At 71.5% G+C, this 12,436-nt stretch carries 14 protein-coding genes; 6 read left to right on the top strand and 8 right to left on the bottom strand.

Annotation, left to right across the window (positions count from 1 at the left end):
• Positions 1-135: 135 nt before the first annotated feature.
• Positions 136-1,497, top strand: coding sequence for a PhoH family protein (locus tag DC432_RS12315; protein WP_116538142.1), 1,362 nt, complete (start codon positions 136-138; stop codon positions 1,495-1,497).
• Between the two features lie 313 nt (positions 1,498-1,810).
• Here the strand turns inward: DC432_RS12315 and DC432_RS12310 are convergent, their stop codons facing one another.
• Genes DC432_RS12310 through xseA form a run of 7 tightly spaced genes read right to left on the bottom strand, consistent with a single transcriptional unit; the run spans position 1,811 to position 8,240 of the window.
• On the bottom strand, positions 1,811-2,467 hold the full coding sequence (locus tag DC432_RS12310) for a response regulator transcription factor (RefSeq protein ID WP_108318567.1): 657 nt from the start codon (positions 2,465-2,467) through the stop codon (positions 1,811-1,813).
• Positions 2,464-3,879 (bottom strand): sensor histidine kinase, encoded by a 1,416-nt coding sequence (locus tag DC432_RS12305; RefSeq protein WP_116538141.1) that lies wholly within the window; start codon positions 3,877-3,879, stop codon positions 2,464-2,466. The genes DC432_RS12310 and DC432_RS12305 overlap by 4 nt, the downstream gene beginning before the upstream one ends.
• Before the next feature lie 45 nt (positions 3,880-3,924).
• Positions 3,925-5,319 (bottom strand): class II fumarate hydratase, encoded by a 1,395-nt coding sequence (locus tag DC432_RS12300; protein ID WP_116538140.1) that lies wholly within the window; start codon positions 5,317-5,319, stop codon positions 3,925-3,927.
• 27 nt (positions 5,320-5,346) lie between these two features.
• Entirely contained in the window at positions 5,347-6,012 is a 666-nt protein-coding gene (locus tag DC432_RS12295; RefSeq protein ID WP_420196540.1) for a carbonic anhydrase, read from the bottom strand.
• Positions 6,009-6,641 (bottom strand): DUF4245 family protein, encoded by a 633-nt coding sequence (locus DC432_RS12290; RefSeq protein WP_116538139.1) that lies wholly within the window; start codon positions 6,639-6,641, stop codon positions 6,009-6,011. The genes DC432_RS12295 and DC432_RS12290 overlap by 4 nt, the downstream gene beginning before the upstream one ends.
• Positions 6,641-6,871: an exodeoxyribonuclease VII small subunit gene (locus DC432_RS12285; RefSeq protein ID WP_181373649.1), complete on the bottom strand. Its 231-nt coding sequence runs from the start codon at positions 6,869-6,871 to the stop codon at positions 6,641-6,643. The genes DC432_RS12290 and DC432_RS12285 overlap by 1 nt, the downstream gene beginning before the upstream one ends.
• Before the next feature lie 10 nt (positions 6,872-6,881).
• Positions 6,882-8,240 carry an exodeoxyribonuclease VII large subunit gene (gene xseA, locus DC432_RS12280; RefSeq protein ID WP_116538138.1) on the bottom strand — a complete coding sequence of 453 codons (1,359 nt, stop codon included), beginning with the start codon at positions 8,238-8,240 and terminating at the stop codon, positions 6,882-6,884.
• A 118-nt stretch (positions 8,241-8,358) separates the two neighbouring features.
• On the opposite strand from xseA, the gene DC432_RS12275 reads away from it, so the two are divergent.
• The 5 genes from DC432_RS12275 to DC432_RS12255 are packed head-to-tail and all read left to right on the top strand — an operon-like array spanning position 8,359 to position 11,812.
• Positions 8,359-9,420, top strand: a complete 1,062-nt coding sequence (locus DC432_RS12275; RefSeq protein WP_181373650.1) for a 4-hydroxy-3-methylbut-2-enyl diphosphate reductase — start codon at positions 8,359-8,361, stop codon at positions 9,418-9,420.
• Positions 9,417-9,980: a DUF6264 family protein gene (locus tag DC432_RS12270; protein WP_116538137.1), complete on the top strand. Its 564-nt coding sequence runs from the start codon at positions 9,417-9,419 to the stop codon at positions 9,978-9,980. The genes DC432_RS12275 and DC432_RS12270 overlap by 4 nt, the downstream gene beginning before the upstream one ends.
• A 55-nt stretch (positions 9,981-10,035) precedes the next feature.
• Positions 10,036-10,539, top strand: coding sequence for a sigma-70 family RNA polymerase sigma factor (locus DC432_RS12265; protein WP_116538136.1), 504 nt, complete (start codon positions 10,036-10,038; stop codon positions 10,537-10,539).
• Positions 10,536-11,231 (top strand): zf-HC2 domain-containing protein, encoded by a 696-nt coding sequence (locus DC432_RS12260; protein ID WP_116538135.1) that lies wholly within the window; start codon positions 10,536-10,538, stop codon positions 11,229-11,231. Before DC432_RS12265 ends, DC432_RS12260 begins: the two co-directional genes overlap by 4 nt.
• A 35-nt stretch (positions 11,232-11,266) precedes the next feature.
• Positions 11,267-11,812 carry an MOSC domain-containing protein gene (locus tag DC432_RS12255; RefSeq protein WP_116538134.1) on the top strand — a complete coding sequence of 182 codons (546 nt, stop codon included), beginning with the start codon at positions 11,267-11,269 and terminating at the stop codon, positions 11,810-11,812.
• A gap of 381 nt (positions 11,813-12,193) precedes the next feature.
• Here DC432_RS12255 and DC432_RS12250 read toward each other — a convergent pair.
• Positions 12,194-12,436: class II fructose-bisphosphate aldolase (locus DC432_RS12250; protein WP_207770818.1), on the bottom strand; the 243-nt coding region annotated here is incomplete at its 5' end.

Below are 12,436 nucleotides of genomic sequence, written 5' to 3'. Positions count from 1 at the left end.
CCTCGTGGCTCCCGCGGCGTCGTACGGTGATCACATCGGACACGGAGTCCGGTCGAGTCGACCTTCGGATCGCGACTCGTGACCCACAGGTCGACTCGTGACAACCGGGTGCTGCACCCGGGTCGGGAGTGGGTTGTGACTGCACGAGCACCGTACGACCAGCGTCGCGTCGTCGAGAGCACCGAGTCCGAAGCGGGCGCCGATCAGGCCCTGCGCACGTATGTCCTGGACACCTCCGTCCTGCTGAGCGATCCGCGGGCCTTCTTCCGCTTCGCGGAGAACTCGGTGGTGATCCCCGTCGTGGTGATCATGGAGCTCGAGGGAAAACGGCACGACCCCGAGATCGGCTACTTCGCCCGACAGGCCCTGCGGCACCTCGACGAGCTGCGCATCGAGCACGGGCGCCTCGACTTCCCCGTGCCCGTCGGCGAGGACGGCACACTGCGCGTCGAGCTGAACAACACCGACCCCTCGGTGCTGCCCTCGGGCATGCGCACCGGAGGAAACGACAGCCGCATCCTCGCGGTCGCGATGAACCTCGCCCGCGACGGCGCCGAGGTCACCGTGGTGTCGAAGGATCTGCCCATGCGCGTCAAGGCCGCCTCGCTGGGCCTGGCGACCGAGGAGTACCTGGCCGAGCAGGCCATGGACTCGGGCTGGACCGGCATCGCCTCGATCGACCTGTCGGGGGACGAGATCTCGGACCTCTACGAGACCGAGGTCGGGGTGAGCGACGCGGTGCGGGGCCTGCCCGTCAACACCGGACTCGTCATCCACTCGGAGCGCGGATCCGCCCTCGGGCGCGTCACGGGCAAGGGGGAGTACCGCCTGGTGCGCGGCGACCGCGACGCCTTCGGCCTGCACGGCCGTTCCGCCGAGCAGCGCATCGCCCTCGACCTGCTGCTGGACCCCGAGGTGGGCATCGTCTCGCTCGGCGGACGCGCCGGAACCGGCAAGTCGGCCCTCGCCCTGTGCGCCGCGCTGGAGGCCGTGCTGGAGCGTCAGCAGCAGAAGAAGATCATCGTGTTCCGCCCCCTGTTCGCCGTCGGGGGGCAGGAGCTCGGCTACCTGCCCGGCGACCAGGCCGAGAAGATGGGGCCGTGGGGCCAGGCGGTGTTCGACACGCTCGGGTCGGTCGTCTCGGGCAACGTGCTCGAAGAGGTGCTCGCCCGGGGCCTGCTCGAGGTGCTGCCGCTCACGCACATCCGCGGCCGTTCCCTGCACGACGCCTTCGTCATCGTCGACGAGGCGCAGTCCCTCGAGCGCAACGTGCTGCTGACGGTGCTGAGCCGCATCGGTCAGAACTCGCGCGTGGTGCTCACCCACGACGTCGGACAGCGGGACAACCTGCGCGTCGGCCGGCACGACGGGGTCGCCTCGGTGATCGAGACGCTGAAGGGGCACGGGCTCTTCGGCCACGTCACCCTGACCCGGTCCGAGCGCTCCGCCATCGCCGCCCTGGTGACCGAGCTGCTGGAGGCCGGCGAGCTGTCCTGACGGTGGTGCAGAGGGCCGGGATGCCGCGGCATCCCGGCCCTTCGCGTGTCGCGATGAGACGCGGTCTCAATGGCCGCGGGACTCAGATGAGAGGTTTCTCATCTTCGGCTCCCCGGATTCTCACGAAGACTTGTCAGAGTGAAGGAGTCGGCGAGGGAGACCTCGCCACCGCCTCGGCGGTTCCCCCCAAAGGAAACACAACGAGAACGTCACGCGCAGGTCACCGCTCTTCGGGTGAGTCGGAAGACCACCGGACGCCTCTCCTGAAACCCCCGGTTCCCCCGCCGGGGGTTTTCGGGTTGTGGGAAAGCCGCTACTCCCAGCGGTAGCCGGCGCCGCGCACGGTGACGATGTGCGCCGGCCCCAGCTTGGCGCGCAGATACCGCACGTACACGTCGACCACGTTCGACGAGGGGTCGAAGTCCATGCCCCAGACGCGGCTCAGCAGCTGCTCGCGGCTCAGCACCTGACCCGCGTGCCTAACGAACTCCTCGGCCAGTGCGAACTCGCGCGCGCTCAGATCGACCTCTCGGCTGCCCACCGTCGCCCGGCGGGCGAGGACGTCGAGGGTCACGTCGCCGTGGGCGATCGACATCGAGCTGGTCGTCACCGGTTCGCGCAGGCGGGAGCGCACCCGGGCGAGGAGCTCGTCGAACTTGAACGGCTTGGCGACGTAGTCGTTCGCCCCGGCGTCGAGTCCGTCGACCGTGTCGCGCGTGCTCGTGCGCGCCGTCAGCATGATCACCGGCAGCGTCGACCCCTGCCCGCGGAGGCTCCGCAGCACCTCGAAACCGTCGAGGGAGGGCAGACCGACATCGAGCAGCAGCAGGTCGACATCGCCCGACAGCGCGCGGTCGAGCGCCTCGGCGCCGTCGTCGATCACCAGGGTCTGGTAGCCGGCGGACTCGAGGCCCTTCGCGACGAAGGACGAGATGCGGTCCTCGTCCTCCGCGATGAGGATGCGGGTCATCCGGTGGCCTCTCTCTGCAGGACGACGTCGCCGGCACGCACCGGCGTCGGGAGTTCTCCGGCCGCGGGGGCGCCGGTGACCGGGACGTGCAGCGTGACCGTGGCCCCGCCCCCGGGGGTCTCGCTCACGGAGCAGTGACCGTCGTGCGCCTTGGCGATGGCATCCACGATGGACAGGCCGAGACCCGAGCCCTCGACGCCCCGTCGGGTGGACAGGCGATCGAAGCGCCGGAAGACGCGGTGTCGGGAAGCGGGAGGGATGCCGGGACCGTGATCGCGCACCCACAGCCGGGCGGTCTTGTCGTCGGCGGTGCTGCCGATCTCGATCGGCATACCGGCGGGGGTGTACTTGGCGGCGTTGTCGGCCAGCTGCAGCCAGGCCTGGACGAGACGGTCGGCGTCGCCGCGGATGCGCACCCGCGCGCGGGTCTCGACGCTCCACGCGTGACCGGGGATCGCGCCGGCCAGCTCGGCGACCCGGTCGGTGAGCGGACCGACGTCGATCACCGCGGACGACAGGGCCCCCGTCTCGACGTCGGCCAGCGCGTCGATGTCGTCGACCAGGCGCGAGAGGCGGTCGAGCTCGGCGATGCCGAGGTCGCGGGTCTCGGAGACGTCGTGCGGATCGGCCGGGTCCATCATCTCGAGGTGACCGCGGACGATCGTGATGGGGGTCTTGAGCTCGTGCCGCACGTCGTCGAGCAGTTGGCGCTGCGCCTCGACCGACATCGCCAGGCGGTCCAGCATCGAGTTGACCGAGGTGGTGAGGTCGGAGATCTCGTCGTTGCCGTGGGCGCGCAGCCGGGTGCCGAGGTCGTCGATGGTGATGGCGTCGGTGGTGTCGCGCAGGCGCCGCAGCGGCGAGAACAGGCGCCCGGTGACGAACCAGCCGGCCACACCCACCAGCACCAGCACGCCGAGGGCGGTGGCGGCGTAGGTCACCGTCGACAGGCTCACCAGTTCCATCCGCTGGTCGAGGGAGATCACCTGGACGACCGAGCCCCCGGAGGCGGGCACGGCGGCGAACAGGACCGGACCGTGCACGCTGTCGAGGCGCCCCGTCGACCGGCCTTCCGCGATCGCGGCGGCGAGGGCGGTGACCAGGCCGTCGTCGTCCGCGAGGGCCAGCCCGGGCGGAGAGGGCGTGGCGGCCAGGACCCGTGCGCCGTCGAGGGCGAGGGTGCCGTCGGTGCGGCCCGGGACGGCGGAACGGACGAGCTCAGCGGCATCCTGGTCGCTGACCGACACGGTCGAGACGAAGCCCTCGAGCTGACGCTGGGCATTGGCCATCACCCGGTCGCTCTGGACGAGGAACGTGACGCCCCCCGCGAGGATCATGCCGAGAAGCACGACGCCGAGGATCGCGCCGAGCAGTCGCACGCGCGTCGAGACGGATCTCGTCGCGCGGCTCATGCTCTGATTATGGCGCGCCTCGGCGTCGTGTTCTGCCAGCGGGGGTCAGCCGGCGTGCGTCATCGACAGCAGGTCGAGCTTGGCGTCGAGCACCTCTTCGGTGATCTCGCCGCGCTCGACGTAGCCGAGGTCGATGACGGCCTCGCGCACGGTGATGCCCTTGGCGACGGAGTGCTTGGCGATCTTCGCCGCAGCCTCGTAGCCGATGACCTTGTTGAGCGGGGTGACGATGGACGGCGACATACCGGCGAACGCCTCGGCGCGCGCGGTGTTGGCCTCGAGGCCGTCGATCGTCTTGTCGGCCAGGACGCGCATCGCGTTCGAGAGCAGGCGGATCGACTCCAGCAGCGCCGTGCCCATGACGGGGATGGCGACGTTCAGCTCGAACGAGCCCGAGGCGCCGGCCCACGCGACGGTCGCGTCGTTACCGATGACCCGCGCGCACACCATCAGGGTGGCCTCGGGCACGACGGGGTTGACCTTGCCCGGCATGATCGAGGAGCCGGGCTGCAGGTCGGGGATGTGCAGCTCGCCCAGACCCGTGTTGGGGCCCGAGCCCATCCAGCGGATGTCGTTGTTGATCTTGGTCAGCGACACCGCGATGGTGCGCAGGGCTCCGGATGCCTCGACCAGCCCGTCGCGGTTGGCCTGGGCCTCGAAGTGGTCCTTCGCCTCGGTGATCGGCAGCTCGGTCTCGGCGGCGAGCAGCTCGATGACCTTCTGCGGGAAGCCGAGGGGGGTGTTGATGCCCGTGCCCACCGCGGTTCCGCCGAGGGGGACCTCGCCGACGCGGGGGAGGACCGCCTGCACGCGCTCGATGCCGAGGCGCATCTGACGGGCGTAGCCGCCGAACTCCTGACCGAGGGTGACCGGGGTGGCATCCATCAGGTGGGTGCGACCCGACTTGACGATGCCCTTCCACGCGTCGGCCTTGGTCTCGAGGGCCGTCGAGAGGTGCTCGAGCGCGGGGATCAGGTCGGTGATGAGGGCCTGGGTGACGGCGATGTGCACCGAGGTCGGGAAGACGTCGTTCGACGACTGCGAGGCGTTGACGTGGTCGTTGGGGTGGACCGTCGATCCCAGGATGCCGGTGGCCAGGGTCGCCAGCACCTCGTTCATGTTCATGTTCGACGAGGTGCCGCTACCGGTCTGGTAGGTGTCCACGGGGAAGTGCGCGTCGTGGGTGCCGGTGACGACCTGGTCGGCGGCCTGGGCGATGGCGTCCGCGATGGAGCCGTCGAGCGTGCCGAGCTCCTTGTTGGCGAGGGCGGCGGCCTTCTTGATGCGGGCGAGCGCGGCGATCTGCGTCGACTCGAGCCCCTTGCCCGAGATCGGGAAGTTCTCCACGGCGCGCTGGGTCTGCGCGGCGTAGAGGGCGTCCTTGGGCACGCGCACCTCGCCCATGGTGTCGTGCTCGATGCGGTACTCGATGTCGGTCACGTCGTCGTTCCTCCAGGTTCGTTTCGTTCAGTTGTGCGAGACGCGCGGATCGTCCACGTCGCCCACGATGACGACGGGGAAGGCTTCTCCCTCGTCGAGACGGTAATTGGCACCGACGACGGCCGTGCGGCCCTCGGCCACGGCCTCGCTGATCAGCTCGGACGCGCGCAGCAGCTCGCCGACCGTGTGCCGCAGGTGCTCGCGGCCCACGAGCTCGGGGTCGACGTGGGCGGGGGAGTGCCCGTCGACGGCGTGGTCGCGCTGCACGCGGCGTACCGCTGGCACGATGGGGGCGATCTGGCGCCAGATGTAGGCGGGCAGCGTCGGGGCGTCGGGGCCCGTGCTGTCGATCGCGGCGCCGACCGCGCCGCACGCGTCGTGCGCGAGCACGACGATGAGGGGCACCTCGAGGACGCCGACGGCGTATTCGAGGCTGCCGAGGACCGAGTCCGAGACGACCTGTCCGGCGTTGCGCACGACGAAGAGGTCGCCCAGGCCCTCGTCGAAGATGATCTCGGCCGCCAGGCGCGAATCGGAGCACCCGAACAGCGCCGCGGTCGGGTGCTGCGAGCTGGCGAGCTCGGCGCGACGCTCGACGTCTTGACGGGGGTGGGCGGGCTCGCCCGCGATGAAGCGCTTGTTGCCCTCCACCATCTGCTGCCACACCTGACGGGGGGTCATGCGCTCGCTCACGGGACCTCTCTCAACTGCTCGATCTGGGACGTGACGGATGCCGCGGCGAGGGCCGCGGTGTCGGGGGAGGCGTCTCCGTAGACGAGGACGTAGTCGGGACCCGCCGGGGTGGCCAGGGCGTAGTCGATGTTGCCGGTGCCCGACGGGTTGGACGGACGGTACACGTTCCACGTGATGCCGTCGATCTCGGTCGTCTCGGCGCTGCGGGTGCCGTCGAGGACCTGGGCCACCCATGCGTCGCCCGTGTCGAACCCCTGCGCGACGCGCAGGAACCCGGGTTCGCCGGAGCGCACGTAGACCATCGTCCACGCCTCGGTGCCGCCGACGCCCTCGGTGCCGGCCTGATTGACGCGCCATCCCTCGTCGAGGGCGGGGGCGAGGACGGGGCGCCCGCGGTCGGCCTCGAGTTCGGCGGCGAGGGCGCGGACGTCGGGCTGCGGCTGGGGGACCGGCTCGCCGCGGGGAACGGCGGCGATCACGACGAGCACGACGCCCACGGTCGCCAGCAGTGCGGCGATGAGGTTGCGGAACGTCTTGCTCGAGCGGTACCGAGCCGAGGCCTCGGCCTTGCGGTCGGCGGTCTCTTGCGGGGTCTCGGGGCGCCCGAGATGGGCGACGACGCGGGCCATCAGTCGTCGTCTCCGTCGCCGCGGGCGGCGTCGAGGCGCCGCTTGGCGCCCAGGAGCCATTCTTCGCAGCGGGCGTACAGCTTCTCGCCGCGCTCCCAGAGGGCCAGCGACTCTTCGAGCGTCGGTGCGCCCTGTTCGAGCTCGGCGACGACGCGCACGAGCTCGTCGCGAGCCTGCTCGAAAGAGAGGGAGGCGACGTCGACGGCAGGGCCGGGGGTCGTCGCGGTCATGGCATCCATTCTAGGCGGCGTCGGTGGGGACGCCGCCGTCCCTTGCCTCGTCGTCGAGCGGATCGGTCGGGGGAGGAGGGGTGGTGCCGTGCGGGACCACGTCGGCCACCGCGCCGCCCGAGCGGGCGGCGAGCGTGCCCTGCTCGAGGGTCAGGCGCAGCGTCGTTCCCGCGGGCGCGTCCGCGGCGTCGCGCACCACCGCCCCGTCGGGCAGTTGCGCGATCGCGTAGCCGCGGGCGAGGGTCGCCAGCGGCGACAGGGCGCGCAGTCCCGCGCCGAGCTCGCTCGCACGACGCCTCTCGCTCTCGAGGCGGCGGTCGACGATGTCGCGGCCGCGGTTGGACAGCATCCACAGCTCCTGCGCGCGCGAGGTCAGCATGGTGTGCGGAGTGCGCAGCGCCGGACGCGAGCGGATCTGCTCGAGCTGCGCGATGTCGTGCAGCACGCGCTGGGTGAGCCGCCCGGTCAGTCGCGCCCGCAGTTGGGCCACGAGCGCGCGCTGCTCGCTGACGTCGGGCACCACGCGCTTCGCGGCGTCGGTGGGCGTGGAGGCGCGGACGTCGGCGACCTCGTCGAGCAGGGGGCGGTCGTTCTCGTGACCGATCGCACTGACGACGGGAGTGGATGCCGCGGCCACCGCGCGCAGCAGACGCTCGTCGCTGAAGCCGAGGAGCGTCTGCGGGTCGCCGCCGCCGCGGGCGATGACGATGACGTCGACGTCGGGGTCGGCATCCAGGATCTTCAGGGCGGCGATGGTCTCGGGGACGCACCGGTCTCCTTGCACGGCCGCGTGCTGGGTGCGGAAGCGCACGCGGGGCCACCGCAGCTCGGCGTTGCGGTGCACGTCCTTCTCGGCGTCCGAGTTCTCGCCGGTGATCAGGCCGATGCAGTGCGGCAGGAACGGCAGCTTCTTCTTGCGGACGGGATCGAACAGACCCTCGGACCGCAGCTGCACGCGCAAGCGCTCGAGGCGTTCGAGCTGCTCGCCGAGGCCGACGTGGCGCATGGCCGAGATGGCGAACGAGAAGTCGCCGGTGCGCGGGAAGTAGTCGGCCTTGACGCACGCCACGACGTGATCGCCGACCTTGAGGTCCTTGGGCATGCGCGCGAGCGTGCTCGACCAGATGCGGAAGGCCACCGTGGACTCGGTGCCGAGGTCTTTGAGGCGCCCGAACACGTTGCCGCCCCGGCGGTTGAACGAGGTGATCTCGCCCTCGACCCAGACCGACCCCCAGCGCTCGATGAAGCCCCGGATCGTGTCGTTCAGACGCGAGACCGAGGTGGGGGCGTCGGTGCGCGAATCGCGCGGGTGCACCGAATCGGCGGGCGGCGCCTGACCGGGGACGGTCTCGGGCTGGAAGGAGGTCATATCGCTCGCTCGGGTGCGCGTGCCGGGCGCGCGCGGGGATCGGTGGCGGAAAGAGGAGTCATGGTACCGGGGAGGGGGGTTCGGCCGGTGTCCAGGGCGGCCCCGGTAGAATCGAGGGGTGAGCTCACCTGCCGTCCACCTGCCCGTTCCCCGCATCCCGGGTCGTCGCGGGCGGCTCCAGGATATCCCCGTCGACGGCCGCAAGAAGGTGCTGTTGGCCGCGCCCCGCGGGTACTGCGCGGGAGTGGACCGCGCGGTCATCGCCGTGGAGAAGGCGTTGGAGCGCTACGGCGCGCCCGTCTACGTTCGCAAGCAGATCGTGCACAACATCCACGTGGTCACCGAGCTCGAGAAGAAGGGCGCCATCTTCGTCGAAGAGGTCGACGAGGTCCCCGCGGGGTCGCACGTCGTCTTCAGCGCGCACGGTGTCTCTCCGGCCGTCGTGTCCGCGGCATCCGATCGGGGACTCCAGGCGATCGACGCGACCTGCCCGCTGGTGACCAAGGTGCACCGCGAGGCCGTCCGCTTCGCGCGCGACGACTTCGAGATCCTGTTGATCGGCCACGAGGGGCACGAAGAGGTCGAGGGCACCGCAGGCGAGGCTCCCGAGCACGTCACGGTGGTCAATTCCCCCGAGCACGCCGACACGGTCGAGGTGCGCGACCCCTCCAAGGTCGTGTGGCTGTCGCAGACCACCCTGTCCGTCGACGAGACGATGGAGACCGTGCGTCGCCTGCGGCTCCGCTTCCCCGAGCTGCAGGACCCGCCCTCCGACGACATCTGCTACGCCACGCAGAACCGCCAGGTCGCGATCAAGAAGGTCGCCGTCGGCGCCGACCTTGTGATCGTCGTCGGCTCGGCGAACTCCTCCAACAGCGTGCGACTGGTCGAGGTCGCCCTCGAGCACGGGGCCAAGGCCGCCTACCGCGTCGACTACGTCGACGAGGTCAAGCAGGAGTGGCTCGACGGCGTCGAGACGGTCGGCGTCACCAGCGGCGCCTCGGTGCCCGAGGTGCTCGTCACCGAGGTGCTCGAAGAGCTCGCGGGCGCGGGCTACCGCGACGTCGAAGAGGTGCGCACGGCCGAAGAGGACCTCATGTTCTCGCTGCCGAAGGAACTGCGTCAGGATGCCGCCGGCAAGCGCGACAGCCGCGCGCTCGGCGGTCGGGGTCGCGCGTGAGCGCTGACGACGCGTCGACCGGCCGGCCGCCGCGCCCCCAGTACGGCGAGTACGCCACACCCGAGGAGCAGCGCGCGCGCATCCAGCGACCCGAGGTGACCGAGGCCCTCGACGCGGGAGTCGCCCCGGCGCCCGCCGCCGAACCCGAGCCGGTGCCGGCGTCCGCGACGTCGCCTCTCGTACGGGGTCCGCGGTGGGATCGCATCCTCACCTTCGGCCTGCTCGTCTACGGGCTCGTGTCGACCGTGTCCACGATCGTCCAGCTGCTCGACTTCCCGAACTACGCCGAGTCCGCCGCCCGCATCCTGGGTTCACAGGCCTCGTACACCAACCTCTCGGCGGGCTACGTGTGGGGCGCCGCCGCGGCACTGGCCTACGGTGTCGGCTGGCTCGTGACCGCCGTCCTCACCTGGCGTCGGCTGGGCCGCGGCCGGGTGGCGTTCTGGGTCCCCCTGGTCGGGTTCGTGGTCACGGCCACGATCGCCGCCGTCTGCGTCACCATCGCCCTGACCGGCGACCCGCAGTTCATGTCGGGCCTGCTCGCGGCCGTCCCGAACTGAACCGCGGGGCCCGGCATCCCGTGTTCTCCATGAACGAGGGAGAGGGGATGCCGCGGTGCGAGACCAACACGCGCAGCTGACGGCGCTCTACGACGCGCACGCGATCCCCGTCTGGCGGTACGTCGTCAGCCTGACCGGCGACCACGCCGGTGCCGACGACGTCGTGCAGGAGACCCTGCTGCGCGCCTGGCGGACCCCGCGGGTCATGAGCGATGATCCCGCGTCGCTGCGGTCGTGGATGTACACCGTCGCGCGCAACCTCGTCATCGACGAGGCGCGCAGCGCGCGGCGTCGCCACGAACTGCCCGTCGACGAGCTGCCCGAACGGGTGCGCGACGACGACACCGACGCCATGTTCGACGCGCTGCTGGTCGAAGAGGCGCTGTCGACGCTGACACCCGACCATCGCGCGGTGATCGTCAGCGCCTACTACGGCGGCCGGAGCGTGGCGCAGACGGCGGAAGAGCTCGGCATCCCGGCCGGCACCGTCAAGTCGCGTTTGCATTACGCGGTGCGGGCACTGCGGCTCGCGCTGCAGGAGAGAGGGGTGACCCGGTGATCGACGAACACGACCGTCTCTCGAGCTGGGACGGCGCCTACGTGCTCGGAGCGTTGTCGGCGGCGGACCGCGCCGAGTACGAGCGGCATCTCGCCGTGTGCGACGCGTGTCGCGCGGACGTCGCGGAGCTGGCGCCCACCGCGGGACTGCTGTCGCGGCTCTCGGCGGAGCGCGCCCGCGCGATCGGCGATGCGGTGGCGCCCGTCGCCTCGCCCGACCCCGCCCTGCGCGAGCGGATCGTCGCCGCCGCGAGCCGTCGTCGCGCCCGCCGTCGCACCGTGTGGGTGCTCGCGGCCTCGGTCGCGCTCGTCGCCATCGCCGTCCCCGGCGCGATCGCCGTCGGCACCGCCGTGCAGACGCCGGCAGCCGTGTACGCCCTCGACGACGTGGCGGGGGCGCCCCTCGAGGCCTCGGTCAAGCTCACCCCGGTGCCGTGGGGCACGCGCATCGACCTGGTCTGCCAGTACACCGGCGAGGTGCTCGACGCCCCGCCCGGCGGCTGGCCGTACGCGCTCGCCGTGACCGACGACGCCGGTGCGACGAGCGTGCTGTCGACCTGGCGGGCCGGTCCCGGCTCGACGACCGAGCTGAGCGCGGGGACCGACCTGGCCGCGGCCGACATCGGGGCGGTCGAGATCCGCACCCTCGAGGGTGACCGCGTGGTGATGCGGCGGTCGTTCGACACGCCCTGATCCGTCGCTGGCACGGGACGCTCTAGCATCGTCAGATGCCCCGTCTCGTCGCCGTCTGCGCCGTCCACACCCTGCACCCGGATGCCGGATCCGTCGGCGTGACCGCGATCGACAAGCGCCCGGTGGACGGTGCCGTGCGGGTCGGCAAGCTGGGCGTCCGCGCGGACGTGCAGGCCAGCCGCAAGCACCACGGCGGCCCCGACAAGGCCGTGTACGCCTATGCCGCCGAGGACGCGGCGTTCTGGCAGGAGCAGCTCGGGCGGGAGCTCGCCCCCGGGTGGTTCGGCGAGAACCTGCGGGTCGAGGGGCTCGACGTCAACGCCGCGCGCATCGGCGAGGTGTGGCGCATCGGCGACACGGTCGAGGTCGAGGTCACCATGCCGCGGACGCCGTGCTCGACGTTCGCGCGCTGGGTCGGCGGTTCCGCCTCGCGCGGCTGGGTGAAGCGCTTCTCGGACGAGGGGCGCCTCGGCGCGTACCTGCGGGTGCGTCGCGCGGGCGAGGTGCGGGCGGGGGATGCCATCGAGGTGCTGTCGTCGCCGGCCGGGGCGCAGACGGTGCTGGAGATGTACCGAAGCTGAGCCGCGGGGGCCCGTGGGGGGTCGTGCCGGGTGTGCTCCGGGTGGTGCCCCGGTGTGCTGCGGCGCTGCCCGGGGCGTGCCCTGCCGTGCCCGGCGGTGCACAACGGCGGGAGTTGTCGCGACACGCCGGGGCGGAGACGTCGGTATACGGCGTGTCGTCCCATCGGCCTGCCGTTGTGCTCGGTTCGCCGGGGGTGTGCCGTCTCGCCGGCCTGCCGTTGTGCACGGCTCGCCGGGGGCGCCGGGGTTCATCGGAGCGCCGTTGCGCGCGGCTTGCCGGGCGGGCGCGGCGGTGGAGGTTCGCGGATGCCGGGGGTGTGGCATCCGGGAACACGAACGCCCCGGCGCGGGGCCGGGGCGTTCGCGAGGTGTGAGCGGGTGTCAGCTCTGCGACTGGCCGTAGGAGCCCAGCTGCTTCGTGGCCTCGACCACGCGCACGGCCATGGCCGACTCGGCGACCTTGCCCCAGGCGCGGGGGTCGTACTGCTTCTTGTTGCCGACCTCTCCGTCGAGCTTGAGCACGCCCTCGTAGTTGGAGAGCATGTATCCCGCGATCGAGCGGGTGAAGGCGTACTGCGTGTCGGTGTCGATGTTCATCTTGACGACACCGACACGCAGTACGCC

The organism is Microbacterium testaceum, assembly GCF_003075375.1.
GTDB lineage: Bacteria > Actinomycetota > Actinomycetes > Actinomycetales > Microbacteriaceae > Microbacterium > Microbacterium testaceum_E.
The sequence above is the reverse complement of the archived record's forward strand: the minus strand, read 5'-3'. Positions and strand labels throughout refer to the sequence as shown.